Here is a 15,595-nt window from a genome sequence, read left to right on the forward strand (position 1 = left end):
CGCAGGGTGCTGACGGCCTCGTCGCCCGGGCCGTAATTCCCGGTCAGGCCGCCACGGCGGGTGTCGCCGCCGCCTTGAGTGTCCAGCGCCAGGGCAGCAATTCGTCGAGCCGGTGGGCCGGGTGCGCGGCAATCCGGGCTAGGACGTCGGCCAGCCAGGCCTGCGGGTCGACGCCGTTCATCTTGGCGGTGACGATAAGGCTGTACAGGGCGGCGGCACGCTGGCCGCCGCGGTCGGAGCCACAGAACATCCATGACTTCCGTCCGAGCGCAATGCCGCGCAAGGCGCGTTCGGCGGCATTGTTCGACAGGCAGACGCGGCCGTCGTCCAGGAACAGGGTGAAGGCAGACCATCGCTTCAGGATATAGTCGATGGCCTTGGCGAGGTCGTGGCCACGGGACAGCTTGGCGCGCTGCTCGTGCAGGTAGGCCCGCAGGTCCTCGACCAGCGGCTTGCTCACTTCTTGGCGGACCGCCCGGCGTTCGTCCGCGCTCTTGCCATTGATCGGCCGCTCGATGTCGAACAGGGCATCGATGCGGCGCACCACCTCGATGGCGATGGGCGAGAGCGCGATCGTCTTCTTGCCCGCCGCCTGGCGCCGGGCGTTCTCCTCAAGATCGGCCATGGCGAAGAACGGCCGCCGGGCATGCACCCAGCATCCCGCCTCCCGGATGGGGCCGGGACTTCGGTCGGCCGCGTAAAGCGCGCGATAGCCGTCAAAGGCGTCGGCCTGGAACAGCCCGGCATATCCGGCCAGGTGGCCCTGCGGATGCTCGCCCTTGCGGTCGCGCGAGTAGCGGAACAGCGCCGCCGGCGGCGCCGTCCCGCCGAACGGCCGGTCGTCACGGACATAGACCCAGCAGCGCCCGGTGTCGGTCTTGCCCTTGGCCAGGACCGGCACGGTCGTATCATCGCCATGCAGGCGCTCCGCCGCCATCACATGGGCCTCGACCCGCCGCAGCAGCGGCTCCAGCGCGGCACAGCTCGCCCCCACGGCGTCGGCCATGGTCGACAGGCTGACCGGCACGCCTTCCAGCGCATAGCGCTCGGCCTGCCGGTTCAGCGGCTGGTGCTGGCCGAATTTCTCAAACAGGATCATCGCCAGCAGGCTGGGGCCCGCCCATCCCCGGGGAATGGCATGGAAGGGGGCGGGGGCCTGGCTCACCTTCTCGCAGTCCCGGCAGCTGAACTTCTCCCGCACCGTCTCGACCACCTTCCACTGGCGCGGGATCACTTCCAGCGTCCGGGTCACGTCCTCGCCCAGCTTGCGCAGCCGCGTGCTGCCGCAACAGCCACAGGCCGTCGGCGGATCGATCACCACCCGCTCACGCGGCAGATGGTCGGGGAATGTGGCGCGCTCGGCATGCTTGCGGGTGAAGCCCGCCACGGTCGTGGTCTTGGCGACGGCGGTCTCCGCCGCCAGCTCGTCCTCGGTGGCGCTGGCCTCCAGTTCCTCGAACCGCAGGGCCAACTGATCGACCAGCCGCGCCGACCGTTCCGAGCGCTGGCCATAAACCTGGCGCTCCAGCTGGGCGATCCGCAGCTTCTGGTGCGCGATCAGGGCCAGGTCTTCCGACGCCCGCGCCCGTGCCACCGCCAGCTCCGCCGCCGCTTCCAGCGCCTGCGCGCGCGCCATCACCAGTGCTGCTTTCAGCGCATCGATGTCGTCCGGCATGGGGGCATGATCGGTATCCATGACGCTGAGTGAATCATGAATCCGCCCCCGCCGCTCCTGGAAAGTGGCGCTGGTCGACCCTATCCGGCACTGCTCGGCCGCCAGGTGTGCCGGGGGTTGCGCCAATCGATGCCGTCGAGCAGATAGGCCAGCTGCGCCGCCGATATCCCCACCACGCCGTCGGCCGGTGACGGCCACAGGAAGCGCCCCTTCTCCAGCCGCTTGGCGTAAAGCGACATGCCCAGGCCGTCATGCCACAGGATCTTGATCAGGTCGCCCCGGCCGCCCCGGAAGACGTAAAAGTCACCCGCGTGCGGATCGCGGCCCAGCGCCTCCTGCACCTGCAGGGCCAGGCCGGTCATCCCCCGCCGCATGTCCGTCCGGCCCACCGCCAGCCAGACCCGCACCCCCGACGGCACCGGGATCATCGCCGCTCCAGAACATCAAGCACACGGCGGAGCGCCTTGCCATCAACCGTGGCCTCAACCCGAAGGCGGTAGCCGTTCGGCAACTCGATCTCGATCCGCCCAGCATCCGCCGGTGCCGACCTCTTCTCCGCGCTTCGCACGTCCGTGATCGTCACCGGCAGCAACGCGGGGCCGGCCTCACACGTAGGGGCCAGCAGACCATCGCCATACTGCCGCCGCCAGATGAACAGCTGGTTGGTGTTCACGTCGTAACGCCGCGCGACCACCGAAGCCGACGCGCCCGGCTCGAACGACGCCGCCACGATCTCACGCTTCAGCGCTTCACTCCACGTCCGACGCCGGCGCTTGCCGCCCATCGTGTCCATTATCCCGCTCGTGGACACTTCACACCCTCACAGGCCAGATCTCCTGCCATCTTCAGCGAGCGGTATCACAGATGGAAGGCGGCCCTCAGCGGAGGGGTACGGTTCTTCTCGACAATCCGATCAATTTCTCTCTTGTACAAAGTGGCGACAAACAGTTCATGTTCCTAAAAACAAAACAAACGCGCCGATCTGATAGTTATGAAAATGTGATCAAATATCAGGATGAAAGAGTCAAGTATCTAGTGAATGACCTTGGGTATTCTAATGATGTAGCCAATAGGATAGCGAACGTTGAGGCTGCCAGAAACTATGGACTTGCTTATTATGAGGGTGATCATGGCATCCTGCGTCGCATCTATCCGGAAGTCCATTAAGGCAGCCATGTGGTCCGCCGTCATGGCCCTAACCCTTATCTGTCAGCCGATGGGGGGCGCGTCGGCTGCTGGCGGTGGGCCAATCTGCAGCGCTGACGGGGATGCGCATCGGGGAGACGACCCGACCATTCCCACGATAAATCCGGCCCAGTTTAAGCGAGTTATGGAAAACTGGAGTTGGGCCAGGATGTCGTTCGCGCGCCAAGACTATCGTCGGGCCAATCAGGATCTGTTGAGGGCGTTAGGTGCGCTAGGGACGTGCAATCCAAGGGAAATGAGCATGAACGATATGCTCTCTCATGTCATGGAGATGGATGACGTCGAAATAGCGGGGGACTATGAGACGGCGGCCAGATCGCGCATGGCCATACTTGGATATTATTTTCAGGTTTGCATGGAGCTGTATCTTGTGCGTGATGTCAATAAATCTGACTAGGAAGCTCTTATTCGGATCGCTTTTTCGATCACCCACAGCTCGTTCTTTGTTCATATGCGAGTGACTTGAGCCAATGGGGTGCCTAGCGGGGGCGGCGGCCAGGTTTCCCCAGCCGCCGCCCGTCAGCCTTACCCCTTCATCGCCGCGATGTGCTGGTCGATGATCCGTTCCAGCAGGGTCAGGGGCACGTTGCCCGACAGTACCAGGGCGTCGTCGAAACGTTTCAGATCGAAGCGGGCGCCCAGGGCGGCCTCGGCCTTCCGGCGCAGCATGTTGATCTGGTTGTGTCCCATCTTGTAGCCGCAGGCCTGGGCCGGCATGGCGCAATAGCGGTTCAACTCACTACGCAATTGGGCCACCGGCATGCCGGTGTTGGCATGGAACCAGTCCAGCGCCTGTTGGAAGCTCCAGCGCTTGGCGTGGATGCCGGTGTCCACCACCAGGCGGCAGGCGCGGAAGCCGATGGATTGCAGGTATCCCAGCCTGCCCAGCGGGTCGTCGTCATAGGCGCCCAGCTCGTTGCCCAGCTGCTCGGAATACAGCGCCCAGCCCTCGGAATAGGCGTTGAAGGCCAGGTGGGTGCGGATCAGCGGCAGCTTGTTGGCGTACTCGCCCTGCCAGATGTGGCCGGGGATGCCCTCATGATAGCACAGCGTGGGCAGCGAATAGCGCGGCCAGATGCTCGTGTCCTTAAGGTTGATGTAGTAGTAGCCGGGCACGCTGCCGTCGATGCTGCCGGCCGAGGCATAGCCGTTGGGGGCGCCGTCCTGGATGGCCGGTGGCACGCGGCGGATGACGAGGTGGCCCTTCACCAGGGTAGCGAAGGCGCGGGGCAGGCGGGTGCGGATGTCGGCGATGCGGCCGTTCAGGTATTCCAGCAGCTTGGCGCGGCCGGCATCGTCGTTGGCGAACAGCAGGTCTGGCCGCTTGCTCAGCACCGTCATGCGCTCGCCCACCGTGCCCTGGGTCAGGCCCTGGGCCTTCAGCAGGGTGTCCATCTCGGCCTGGATCTGGGCGATCTGCTCCCGCCCCTGGGCGTGCATCTCCTCCGCCGTGCGGGTGGTGGTGGTGCCGGCCTTCAGCGCCCAGGTGTAGAAGTCCTCGCCCTGCGGCCGTTTCCAGATGCCGGGCTCCGCCACCGCCACGGCGCGCTGGGCCTTCAGCGCCGCGATCTGCCGGTCCAGCGCCGGCGCCACCTTGGCGGTGCACAGCGTCTCCACCTCCTGGGCGTAGCGGGCCGGCAGCTTGGCCTTGGCGGCGCGCTGGCGCAGGGACTCGACCAGGCCCCATTGGGCGATGGGCTCGGCGCGGGCGGGCACCATCTGGCCCAGCATGATGTCCAGCACGAAGTCGGGCGCCACCATGCCCAGGCCGCGCTCGTGGTCCAGGCGCTCCGCCTCCGCCGTCAACTGGCCGGCGTAGGCCTCCACCCGCGCCAGATAGGCGTCGGCATCGGCCGCGGTCTCCACCGTGTGCTGGGTGTCCAGGAAGGTGGGCTCGTCGACATAGGCGCCGCCCAGCTGCGTCACGGAATAGGGCATGTTGCGGAAGCTGTTCTGCCCGGACAGCGTGCCCACGTCGCCGAAGGGGAAGCGCCAGCCCTCCACCGCCGTGCGGAACGATTCTTCAGTCACGTCCACGTTCAGGGCCTGGGCGGGCGACAGCCGGGTGCGATCCACCGCCTGCAAGGTCTTCAACGTTTCCGCCGCCCAGGCGGCGCGCGCCCGGTCGGCGGCGGCGGAACGGTCGGTGAGGCGGCCGTGCAGGGCGGCGCGGGCGTCCTTGTCGATGCCCAGGGCCGTGGCGTTTTCCGGATACTCTACCAACAGCCGCTCGGCGATACCGGCCAGCAGCGTTTCCGCCGCCGCGTCGCCCGGCGCGGCGGCGCCCTCGGCGGCCCGCACGGTCAAGGGCAGGGCCAGGCTGGTGGCCACGGCCGAGGCACCCGCCAATAAGGCGCGGCGGCTGATATCCGACATGTCTTGCTCCCTGTTGCACCACGAGGTCATGGCAACTGCCTGGCATCGCTTTTACCTGGCCTTGGGCAAGGGGCGCGAGGGGGAATTGCCGGGATGGATGCCCGCCGCTTCCATTCGTCCCGACCCTCGCGCCGAAATCGTGAGCGGCGCCCGCGCAACCGTATGGACGCGGGCGGGGCGGGAATGCTAGACGATGGGTCCGCCCGGCCCCGAAGTGCCGGGACGTCGGTGGAAATCGGGTGGCCAAGCCTCTTGCCTTGGTTGAGAGATGTCCGGTAAACCCCTGACGTATAAGATGGATGGGTGGCCGAGTGGTTTAAGGCAGCGGTCTTGAAAACCGCCGTGGGGCAACTCACCGTGGGTTCGAATCCCACCCCATCCGCCACACTCAGATTGCCATCTATGCCGAGATAGGCCGCAGCAGGCGCGCAACGGACTATAAAGCCGGTTCCTGCTTTGGCGTGGTTCCGCTCGTTACGTGACCTTTCGCTGGGACGCGCCGGGCCGCTAAGAACTCCGAGGCGGAGGTCGCTGCCGGCGGATCATGGGGACGGCGGCGTGTCGAGAAGCACCCAGAGCCTGACAATCCTGCCGCTCTCGAATTCAGCGGCGTCTGCCCCAGTGACCATCACCGGCCCACCGTGTGGACCCGCATGCCAGCGCAGAACGGCGAGGCCGTGATGGCCGACGGCGGCGCCATCCGGTGAAAAGGAGAATGTCGGGCCAAACTGGTCGAGCAGCTTGCCCGCCACTGCGCCGATCGCGTCCCGGCCTCGGACGACACCGTCAGGCTCGAACATGATTGGATCTTCGACGTAAAGCTCTGCCAGTGCGGCCGCGCGCCGCTCCGGATCTCGTTCATTGAATACCCGTTCCAGGTTGGACCGGAGCAGGGAGTTGTAGTCGGTGTCCGTTTCAGTCTGTGACATGGGTTCGCTCCTTCAGGTTTGTGCAGTTTCCTCAGTCAGGCGGCCAGGCCGCCCTGTCGGATGGGGGGTGAGACTGTCAGCTGAGTTCAGACGAGGCGAGAGCCGCCGTCGATGTTGAGCGTCGCGCCGTTCATCCAGCCATTGGTCATCAGGAAGACGACAGCAGCACCCGCCTCCTCGGCAGTGCCGAGCCTGTGCAGTGGCAGTGTTTCGGTCAGATGGGTGACATAGGCATCGCGCCCTGATCCAAGTGCCTTTCCGAGAAGGGGAGTGTCGATCGGGCCGGGCGAAAGTGTGTTGACCCGCCGCGGCGCCAACTCGAGCGCGAGGCCGCGGGCCAGCGCTTCCATCGCCGTCGATGCGGCGGCCAGGACTGCCGTGCCAAAGCCGCTTGGACGATCGCCGAGCGCGCCCGAGATGAAGGTGATCGAAGCGTCGGGTGCCAGCCGGTCGCCCAACGCCCTGAGTGTGTGGATTGCAGCCCAAATGCGCTCGTCGAAGGCGCGGCGCAGGAGCGCGGGATCCGCCTCAAGTACCTTGCCGACGATGAAGCTGCCGGCGAGAAGCACAAGGTGATCGACATGGGCGATGTCGGCCAGCGCTGCTTCTATCGTGTCGGGTTGTGTCACGTCCGCCGCGCGCCAATCTGCGAAGCCGTGTTCGCGCGCAACTTGTTCGGCCCGGACGGCATCGAAACCGAGCACCGTGACTTCGGCGCCAGCGGCCGTGGCTTGGATCGCGGCGGACAGGCCGATGCCCGAAGTGCCCCCGACAATCAAAACCTGGCGGCCTGTCAGCTGGGAGAAGGGGAAACTGGTGTTCATGGGCTTGGCTCCTTGGGAAGCGCCTGCTGTGGCGCCGATGGCCAAGACCTACGTCTTTTCTACCTACTTGATAATTGGCCTCAATCTCGCTTTACTTATTCCATGACAGCACAAATCGGCTTGGAGCGCCTTACGGGCATTATCGCATTCGCACGCGCGGCCTCGCTCGGTAGTTATACAGCGGCGGCTCGGGCGCTCGGTGTGTCGCCATCGGCGGTGAGCAAGAGTGTGCAGCGGCTGGAGCAGCAATTTGGTCTATCGCTTTTCACCCGCACCACCCGGTCGCTCACGCTGACTCCGGAGGGCCGCGATCTCCACGAACGCGCCTTGAGATTGCTGCAGCACGCCGATGAGATCGAGCAGGCGGCGCTCGCTTCCCGTGCGGAGCCGAACGGAACGATCAAGATCGCGGCACCGCTTCCCATCGGCGTGCATGTGCTGTGTCCGGCGCTTCCGCGCTTTCGTGAGCAATATCCCAAGCTGGTGGTCGATCTTCGGCTCGCCGACCGCGTCGTCGATATCATTGAAGAGGGGATCGACGTTGCGATCCGCGTCGGCGATCTTGCCGACTCCCGATTGTTGTCTCGTCGGTTGGGGCCCCACCGGCTCTGCGCCTATGCCGCGCCCTCTTATTTGAGGCGGCACGGGACTCCGCAGCACCCTGACGATCTTGCCAACCATACGTGCGTGAACTTCCGCTTCCAGAACAGCGGACAGGCGCTGCGCTGGCCGTTCCAGATAGGGGGGCGGCTCGTGGAACGCATGCCTGCGGCGGGCATCACCATCGATGCCAGCGACGGGGTATCGGCGGCGCTGGTCGCAGGCGGCGGGATCGGTATTTCGGCAAGTTACATAGCGGCTCCTCATGTCGCGCGCGGCGACTTGGTGCCTATCCTCACGGATTTCGCGGTGGAGCGCTCTTCAGTCACAGCCCTGTGGCCGGAAAGCCGGCGGGGCAGTCCCAATGTGAAGGCGTTTCTAACCTTTCTCAGCGAACTTTGGACTGAAGTTGGCGAGCCCACCAACCAATCCGACCCATAGTCTAATAGGTTAGCGGATAACTCTCATATAACGCATGAGCCTGTCAGGGCTCTTCCAACGTGTCATTTCCCGGCATCAGCGATTGAATCCGCCGGGCGTCCTCCTCCGTCGCCGGATTGTAGACCACCATGCTCAGGTCGGTCCGGCCGTCCACGGCGAATGTGGAGAACTCGAAGGCGAGCGGGCCCAGGGTGGGGTGCCGGATTTGTTTCACGCCCTCGTGTGGGGAACTCACCACGTCGTTGTCACGCCACATCGCGGCGAATTCGGGGCTGAGCCGGCTCAGTTCTTCCACCAGCGGTTCCACCGCCGCCATGGCGCCCGCGCGGGCCGCGTCAACGCGGAAGGCGCCCAGGACGAACCGGGCCACGCTTTCCCAATCGTACTGCAGGGTGCGGGCGCTGGGGTCGAGGAACAGGGTGCGCAGGATGTTGCGCCGCTCCGGCGGCAGCGCGCCGTAGTCGGTCAGCATCACGGTCGCGGCCCGGTTCCAGGCCAGCACGTCCCAGGTCGCCGTCCGGATGATGGCGGGGCAGGGGTTCAGCGCGTCCAGCACGCGCTGCAATCGGGGGGTGATGCTGTCGTTCCGGCGATAGCGCGCCTCTGGCGGGCGTCCCAGGCCCAGCAGGAATAGATGCTCACGCTCCGCCTCCGTCAGCATCAGGGCGCGGGCGATGCGGTCCAGCACATCGGCAGAGGGGGCGCCGCCTCGGCCCTGTTCCAGCCAAGTGTACCAGGTGGGGCTGATGTTGGCCCGCTGCGCCACCTCTTCCCGCCGCAGGCCCGGTGTGCGGCGGCGGCCCGCGGGGAAGCCCAGGGCAGCGGGATCCAGTTTCAGGCGCCGGTCGCGCAGGTAGGTGCCCAGGCTGGTGCTGGCGGTTGCGGCGTCGCTCATCCGGGTAACCATTTTAATAGAATAACGTCACTACTTTACCAGCATAACGCCGTCGCCAAGACTTGTCGCTATGAAGCCGGGGACTGGGCACCGACCTCCGTCGTTCGGCTTCTTTCCGCGAAAACACTGACATCTGGATAAGGGATTCGGATCATGCGCGTGTTCGTCACTGGCGCCACCGGCAACATCGGCTCGGCCGTGGTCAGGGAATTGATCGCGGCCGGGCATCAGGTGCTGGGCCTGTGCCGCTCGCAGGACAAGGCGGCCGCGTTGGCGGCGGCCGGGGCGGAGGTGCATCACGGCACCCTGGAGGATGAGGAAAGCCTTCGCAGCGGGGCCGCCCACTGCGACGGTGTCATCCACCTGGCGTTCAACCACGACTTCTCCCGCTTTGTGGCCAATTGCGAGGATGACCGCCGGGTGATCCGGGTGCTCGGCTCGGCGCTGGCCGACTCCAGCCGCCCGCTGGTCATCACCTCCGGCACACCCATCGCCAACACCGTCCCTGGTGAGCCCGCGAAGGAGGATAACCCCATCGTCGGCTCGACGGTCCATCCCCGCGCCGCGTCGGAGGAGGCTGGCGCCGCCCAGGCGGCCGAAGGGCGCAACGTGTCGGTGGTGCGGCTGCCCCAGGTGCATGACCCGGTGACCCAAGGTCTGATTACCCCTCTAATCGGCATGTTCCGGCAGAAAGGGGAATGCGTATATGTCGGTGATGGCTTGAATCGGTGGCCGTCCGCCTATGTGCTGGACGTCGCCCGTTTGTACCGGCTGGTGGTGGAGCGGGCTGAGCCCAACGCGAAGTACCACGCGGTGGCGGAGGAGGGCGTACCGATACGCGCCATCGTGGAGGCCATCGGCCGGCGGCTGGAGTTGCCTGTGCGGTCCGTCCCTGCGGCGGAGGCCGCGGACCATTTCGGCTGGATGGCGCGCTTCGCCGGGCTGGACATGCCTGCGTCCAGCGAGCAGACCCGGCGGGTGCTGGGGTGGGAACCGGTCGGGCCGGGCCTCATCACCGATCTGGAGCGGCTGCAGGTTGCAGGACGCTAAGGCCAAGGGACAGTAAAGGGGGGAAGCGGCGCGCAACCCTGGCCATGGCGCGCCGCTTCCCATGACGGGGTAAGGACAGACTGGGCTTCCCCTTCGTATCGCCGGTTGTCCGATATATGCTGGCGGCCTCTTCGGCTGCGCAGCGTCACTTTGCCGTCCATGCCCACCGTATTGATCGTCTTCTTCTTTATGAAGATCCTGAACGCCGGAATTTCGGCGCTGATCTGGAATGCCTATCGGCATTTGAGCGGCGTCCGAATGATTGCGACAGGGTTCATTATCGGTGCCGGTGCCTCGATCACCGGCCTGCTTTATAAGCCGGGCACCGATTTCCTGACCGGCATGACCGGCTTCACCACGGCGGTGCTGATCAATGCCGCGCAATCCACCTGCATAAACGGGGCGATCATTTTTCTGGGCCAGCCGTCCCGCAAATGGCTGGTGCCGTTCTGTGTCATCGCCACGGCTATTTACTGGCCGCTTCTCCTGTATATCAACCCGACGGACGGCGCTTTGCGCGCCGTCGCGGGTGCCATCATCACCACCATCGCCCATGGTGCGGCTGTTCCCGTGCTGTGGCGTCAGACGGGGCATTGGTCCTGGCTGCGCCTGACCCTGCTGCCGTACATCTTCCTTCATCTGTCCATTCAGGATGGCTGGGCGCTCTACCGGATCGGGCGGAGTTTGGCGGGGATGCCTGATCCGACGATGTTCTATCCGTGGATGGTCATCGAGGCCGGCTTGGCCCACCACCTCTGGTTCGCCTGCTTTCTCGCCATGCTGGGGTCGCGCCTGCGGGTCGATGTCCTGCAGCGCAACCAGGAACTGGCGCTTGAAATCGACCGGCGGCGTCACCTGGAACAGCAACTGGCCGCGACCTTGGCCACGGAACGCGAAATCAATGCCGAGCATCAGCAGCTGCTGGACGTCCTGGTTCATGAAATCCGCACGCCCTTGACCGGCATCGACCGGGCCACGGAAATGCTGGAAATCACGTTATCCCCCTTGCCGGAGGCCGGCGAGAAGAGGTTGGCCAGCGTTCGTGACGGCGTGCGCCGCGTCGCGGCCCTGGTCGATCGGATCGTGACCGACAAGCGGGAGCCACGCTCGGCGCCGGTGGTGCAGGATCTGGAATGGACGGAGGTGCTGCGGACCGTGCTCGGGGGGCTGTCGCACATGGATGCGGAAAACCGTGTCCGTGCGTTGGTTTCCCAACCGCCCCTGGTCTTCAGGGCGGACCGTGACATGATCATCGCCGTCCTGCGCAACCTGGTGGAAAACGCCCTGAAGTATTCCCCCGCCACCGAGGGCGTGACCATCACCGCGGCCGGGGGCGCGGATGAGGTGCGCTTCCAGGTCATCGACCGGGGCATCGGGATTCCGGAAATGGAACGGGAATCGGTGGGCCGGCGCTTTTACCGCGCGTCCAATGCCCAGGGGCGGCCGGGGATCGGGCTGGGGCTGTTCATCGTCCGCCGCATGTTGTCCCAGGCGGGGGGCACGCTGCGCCACGGTCCCGGCCCCGCCAACATCGGCACGACAGCCACCGTGACGCTGCCGCAAAGGCCAGCCTGAGTCAGGCGATGCCGCATTCCGGCCCGGCGTCCCCGCCACCGTCATTTATCGGGGGGCGGCTCCATGATCCGTGCTTCCACGGGCTTGTCAGTGCCCTTGCAGGCGCCATCATCGGGATCAATGTGCAGCCGGACGCCCGCCACCAGCAGATCCGGACGGTTGGGCGGGACGGGCGCGGCGTCGCCGCGCTGCAAGGCATCCCGCACGCGATCACACCCCGTCAAATCCCGGATCGTGCCGGTTTGGTGCCAGGCGTTCTGGCCGTCCCGCTCGAACACCACCGCGGCAGCGTAACCGTCTTCCATCAGCACCGCGACGGGGCCGCCCGTTTGCACGCTGATGAGGTAGGCGTTGCAGGGGCCGTTTCCCGCGATGACGCAGCCTCCATAGCCCTGCCGCTGCTTCAGGGCGCCGTAGGCCTGAAGGAAATCCGGAGGCAGGCTTTGGCCGGCGGGATAGACCTTGATCCGGCTGGCCAGGTTTGGGGCTGTCACCGGATGTTTCAGGGCGCCTTCCAACAGATAGCGATTGTCCTTGGTCAGCGCGGTGTTGGCGTTGGCATGCAGGGTGTCGGTCTGCTCCGCGCTCCATCGGCTGTCGGTCGCCTGGCGCAGGGTCATGAGCGCATCGCGTCCCCACCTGGCGCCGTCGAAGCGCAGGGCGGTCACGTCAAGATCGGTGGGGGCGACAACGCCCGATCGCAGACGGGCCATCTGGCTGACGACCATCAACCGCGCCGGATCGGCGAGTGGGGTGAGCAGGGCCAGCAACAAGACCAGCGCGAAATGGGCGGTCAGGTGGTTGGTGGTTTCCAGCCGGCGCAGCCAGTGGGGACCGCTTGGGCGGGGGGCGCGCAACACGGCGACGACATAGCCGGCGGTGTACGCGGAGATGCCCAGGGTGATGATCGCCGCATCCACCCGCTGGGGGGTCCACCCGTATTGCCCCACCCGCAGGCCCAGGGCCCAGGCGGCCAGCGTCACCAGCGGCGCCAGGGTCAGGGCGCCCACCGAACCGGCCCAGCGCTTGGCCAGGATGGTCGTGCGCTCCGCCGCGCCATCCTGATAGCAGCAATTAATCAGGAAGATCAGCAGCGCCGCCGTCGCCAGCAGCAGCCCGCAGGAGAAATGGGTATTCCATAAAGGGGCGAGTGACAGAAAGGGGAGGCTGCCCAGGAAACCAACCACGATCACCACCAACAGCGGCAGCAGCCAGGAAAACAATGTCAGCGCCAGGGTGCGGGCCCCCCGGATCAGGGCCGGCTGCACATCGGTGACATGGATGGCGGTGGCCATGGCCAGGGTGGTGGCGGGTAGGGCGAACCAGTCATGTTCGATCAAGCGCCGGAAGAAGGTGATCTTCAGCAGCTCGAACAACCCCGCGCCTAGGTGCAGCGTCAGCCAGAAGACGGCGACGAAGACTCCGGTCAGGGCCGCCTGGACCCCCTGCTTCCAGGCGGTGTCGAAATGGCGGACGTAGCTGGGGCGCCAGCGCCCTTCCGTGATGGCGTCCACGACCAGGGTGTGGGCGATGAACAGGCCGATGGCCATGCGCAGCCACAGGTTGGCATAATTCCAAATCTGTGGCGGGGGGGCGTGCGGATTGTCGGTCACCGTGGGAAGCCCCGGCAGTCGCCACCCGGCGTACCAGCCAAGGCCGGCGACCATAACCGTCGCTGCCAGCAGCCAAAGCAGCAATGGCCGCCGGGATAACTGCCCCACCCCCAGCAATGCCAATAGGGGAATCAGCGACCAGATCATGAGCAGGGGAATAAACAGGGTGGGAACCGTGGCAGGCCAGGCCAGCGGCTGGGACGCTGCTTCGATCAGCAGATAGAGGCCCGCCGCCTGGACCAGTGCGACCGCCAGCCGTGCGGTGAATGTTCTGGAATTCCAGGAGGACTGGTCCGGCGCGCCCGTGTCTGTCGTCATGCTCACCCCATCACTTGGTGTTTTTTCCACCATAAGCGGGACCCACCATAAGCGGGACGCTGTGCAGGAGCGATGCAGGATTTAAGGATTCTCAGCGGTGGCGATCGGGTTTCAACCCTGGACCCAGGGCGCCGCGCTATTCCCGCAGAATCTCCACCACCCGGGCCACGGGGTGCTCGGCGCCGGGGGCGGTCAGGGCCAGATGGGCCAGGCGGCCGTAGAGCGTCTCCCCCTCATGGCCGCCCAGCAGGCGGGCCAGCGGCGCATCCGCCACCAGACGGAAGAACAGCCGCGGCCGGCTGAGGAAGGACAGGCCGGCATTGGCCAGCAGGGTGCCGAAGGGCGTCCGTTCCGCCAGCGCCTCCGCCGCCACGGCCGGGGGCAGGGCCAGCAGGTCCACGGCCAGCAGCCCCAAGGCCAGGGGGCTTCCATCCGTCTGCTTGGCAAGGATGACCCGGCGGCGCAGGCGATCCAGGCCGGGGCCCTGGTCCCGGACACGCGCCTGGACGTTGACGCTGACCGGGCACCCGGCATGCCGGGCCAGGGCGGCGGTCATGCCGTCGATATGGTCCAGGCGTGGCCGCACCGCGTTCGGCAAGGCGTCGGCCGCGATGGGAGTGAAGGCCGGCGGCGCCCGGCCCAAGTCGGCATGGCCCAAGTCGGCATGGCCCACATCTGCATGGCCCAAGTCCATATGACTGAGCGCCAGGGCGGCGCGCGCCTCGGCAACCGCGGCGGCCTCATCGGGGTGGGAGGGCGTTTCCAGGGGGGCGAACATGCCGGCACCATAGGCGCGTGCCCCCGGTGTCGCAACCCAGGTGCCGCACCATCGGCGTGGGGGCCTCAAGGCGGCACGCGTGGGGCGCGGGGGCCCCCTTTCGTTCACGCAAGGCCGGGGCTGTGCTTCGGGGTTGAAATCGCCGGGGCGGCGGAGTATCACACCGGCCATCGTCAATCCCACACGTGGGCTTGCGGGGCGTCCTTATTATCTGGGCGGTCCGCTTCCGGTGTCTCGAGGCCAGGTGGTCGAGAGGCATTGCCCACGGAGGCCAAACCGGAGAAAGGTTCCGTTTCATGGCTATGCCTACCTTTACCATGCGCCAGCTGCTGGAAGCCGGCGTTCATTTCGGTCACCACACCCGTCGCTGGAACCCGAAGATGGCCCCGTACATCTTCGGTGTGCGCAACGGCGTGCACATCATCGACCTGGAGCAGTCGGTGCCCATGCTGCACCGTGCCATGCAGGCCGTGCGTGACGTGGTCGCCGGCGGTGGCCGCGTCCTGTTCGTCGGCACCAAGCGCCAGGCCCAGGAGAAGGTGGCCGAGGCCGCTGGTCGTTGCGGCCAGTACTACGTCAACCACCGTTGGCTCGGCGGCATGCTGACCAACTGGAAGACCATCTCCCAGTCCATTAAGCGCCTGCGCGAGATGGATGAGCTGCTGGGCGGCCAGATCGCCGGCCTGACCAAGAAGGAACTGCTGAACCGCACCCGTGACCGCGACAAGCTGGAGCGGGCGCTGGGCGGCATCAAGGAGATGGGCGGTCTGCCGGACATCCTGGTCATCATCGACACCAACAAGGAGTCGCTGGCCGTTCAGGAAGCCAACAAGCTGGGCATCCCCGTGGTGGCCGTGCTGGACAGCAACAGCAACCCCGATGGCGTGACCTTCCCGATCCCCGGCAACGACGACGCCCTGCGCGCCATCGAGCTGTACTGCGAGCTGATCTCCGGCGCCGTGCTGGATGGTCTGCACGCTGAGATGGCCGCCTCGGGCATCGACGTCGGCGCTTCGGAAGAGGCCCCGGTGGAAGAGATCCCGGCCGAGGAAGCCGAAGTCGCGGCCGAGGCCTGAGTTTAAGCGAAACGGCCGGGCCGGGGCTTCCGTGATGGAGGTGCCGGTCCGGCCGCGTTGCTGTCCGGGGGCAGGGTGCCCCTGGGATGTCCGGAGGCGGTCCCGTCTTCGGTCGACCACCGCCCCGCTTCGGGGCGGCTGTCATATGGGTGCTGCCCCAGAGGGGTGGCGACCCAGCGAAATTTCCGGATGCGGACGGCGACGTCCCTCCGACCCCTGATCAAAATCCCTGCGGACGC

Annotated in this window: 14 protein-coding genes and 1 tRNA gene; 6 read left to right on the forward strand and 9 right to left on the reverse strand. The window is 66.2% G+C overall.

Going from position 1 to position 15,595, the window contains the following annotated elements:
* Window positions 1-43 precede the first annotated feature (43 nt).
* The 3 genes from tnpC to tnpA are packed head-to-tail and all read right to left on the reverse strand — an operon-like array spanning window position 44 to window position 2,468.
* Window positions 44-1,696: an IS66 family transposase gene (gene tnpC, locus UCD39_RS25125; RefSeq protein ID WP_442943529.1), complete on the reverse strand. Its 1,653-nt coding sequence runs from the start codon at window positions 1,694-1,696 to the stop codon at window positions 44-46.
* Between the two features lie 59 nt (window positions 1,697-1,755).
* Window positions 1,756-2,103 (reverse strand): IS66 family insertion sequence element accessory protein TnpB, encoded by a 348-nt coding sequence (gene tnpB, locus UCD39_RS25130; RefSeq protein ID WP_330494124.1) that lies wholly within the window; start codon window positions 2,101-2,103, stop codon window positions 1,756-1,758.
* Window positions 2,100-2,468: an IS66-like element accessory protein TnpA gene (tnpA, locus tag UCD39_RS25135; protein WP_330494123.1), complete on the reverse strand. Its 369-nt coding sequence runs from the start codon at window positions 2,466-2,468 to the stop codon at window positions 2,100-2,102. The genes tnpB and tnpA overlap by 4 nt, the downstream gene beginning before the upstream one ends.
* Window positions 2,469-3,122: 654 nt before the next feature.
* On the opposite strand from tnpA, the gene UCD39_RS25140 reads away from it, so the two are divergent.
* Window positions 3,123-3,278, forward strand: a complete 156-nt coding sequence (locus tag UCD39_RS25140) for a hypothetical protein (protein ID WP_330498353.1) — start codon at window positions 3,123-3,125, stop codon at window positions 3,276-3,278.
* Window positions 3,279-3,406: 128 nt separating this feature from the next.
* On the opposite strand, the gene UCD39_RS25145 is transcribed toward UCD39_RS25140, so the two are convergent.
* Entirely contained in the window at window positions 3,407-5,257 is a 1,851-nt protein-coding gene (locus UCD39_RS25145; RefSeq protein ID WP_330498354.1) for a DUF885 domain-containing protein, read from the reverse strand.
* A 297-nt stretch (window positions 5,258-5,554) separates the two neighbouring features.
* On the opposite strand from UCD39_RS25145, the gene UCD39_RS25150 reads away from it, so the two are divergent.
* Window positions 5,555-5,642, forward strand: a tRNA-Ser gene (locus UCD39_RS25150).
* A gap of 157 nt (window positions 5,643-5,799) precedes the next feature.
* Here the strand turns inward: UCD39_RS25150 and UCD39_RS25155 are convergent.
* On the reverse strand, window positions 5,800-6,186 hold the full coding sequence (locus UCD39_RS25155; RefSeq protein ID WP_330498355.1) for a nuclear transport factor 2 family protein: 387 nt from the start codon (window positions 6,184-6,186) through the stop codon (window positions 5,800-5,802).
* 86 nt (window positions 6,187-6,272) lie between these two features.
* Entirely contained in the window at window positions 6,273-7,010 is a 738-nt protein-coding gene (locus tag UCD39_RS25160) for an SDR family oxidoreductase (protein ID WP_330498356.1), read from the reverse strand.
* Between the two features lie 102 nt (window positions 7,011-7,112).
* Between UCD39_RS25160 and UCD39_RS25165 the strand changes: the two genes are divergently transcribed.
* Window positions 7,113-8,051: a LysR family transcriptional regulator gene (locus tag UCD39_RS25165; protein ID WP_330498357.1), complete on the forward strand. Its 939-nt coding sequence runs from the start codon at window positions 7,113-7,115 to the stop codon at window positions 8,049-8,051.
* A 43-nt stretch (window positions 8,052-8,094) separates the two neighbouring features.
* On the opposite strand, the gene UCD39_RS25170 is transcribed toward UCD39_RS25165, so the two are convergent.
* Entirely contained in the window at window positions 8,095-8,946 is an 852-nt protein-coding gene (locus tag UCD39_RS25170) for a helix-turn-helix transcriptional regulator (RefSeq protein ID WP_330498358.1), read from the reverse strand.
* A gap of 153 nt (window positions 8,947-9,099) precedes the next feature.
* On the opposite strand from UCD39_RS25170, the gene UCD39_RS25175 reads away from it, so the two are divergent.
* Complete coding sequence (locus tag UCD39_RS25175; protein WP_330498359.1) at window positions 9,100-9,996, forward strand: SDR family oxidoreductase; 897 nt, start codon at window positions 9,100-9,102, stop codon at window positions 9,994-9,996.
* A 258-nt stretch (window positions 9,997-10,254) separates the two neighbouring features.
* Window positions 10,255-11,571, forward strand: coding sequence for a sensor histidine kinase (locus UCD39_RS25180; RefSeq protein ID WP_330498360.1), 1,317 nt, complete (start codon window positions 10,255-10,257; stop codon window positions 11,569-11,571).
* A 41-nt stretch (window positions 11,572-11,612) separates the two neighbouring features.
* On the opposite strand, the gene UCD39_RS25185 is transcribed toward UCD39_RS25180, so the two are convergent.
* Window positions 11,613-13,502 (reverse strand): hypothetical protein, encoded by a 1,890-nt coding sequence (locus UCD39_RS25185; protein WP_330498361.1) that lies wholly within the window; start codon window positions 13,500-13,502, stop codon window positions 11,613-11,615.
* A gap of 136 nt (window positions 13,503-13,638) precedes the next feature.
* Window positions 13,639-14,280, reverse strand: a complete 642-nt coding sequence (locus UCD39_RS25190; protein WP_330498362.1) for a hypothetical protein — start codon at window positions 14,278-14,280, stop codon at window positions 13,639-13,641.
* Window positions 14,281-14,576: 296 nt separating this feature from the next.
* On the opposite strand from UCD39_RS25190, the gene rpsB reads away from it, so the two are divergent.
* Complete coding sequence (rpsB, locus tag UCD39_RS25195) at window positions 14,577-15,356, forward strand: 30S ribosomal protein S2 (RefSeq protein ID WP_040843524.1); 780 nt, start codon at window positions 14,577-14,579, stop codon at window positions 15,354-15,356.
* Window positions 15,357-15,595: the final 239 nt, after the last annotated feature.

Origin of the sequence: Nitrospirillum karajorum (assembly GCF_036348415.1) — a bacterium.
GTDB lineage: Bacteria > Pseudomonadota > Alphaproteobacteria > Azospirillales > Azospirillaceae > Nitrospirillum > Nitrospirillum amazonense_B.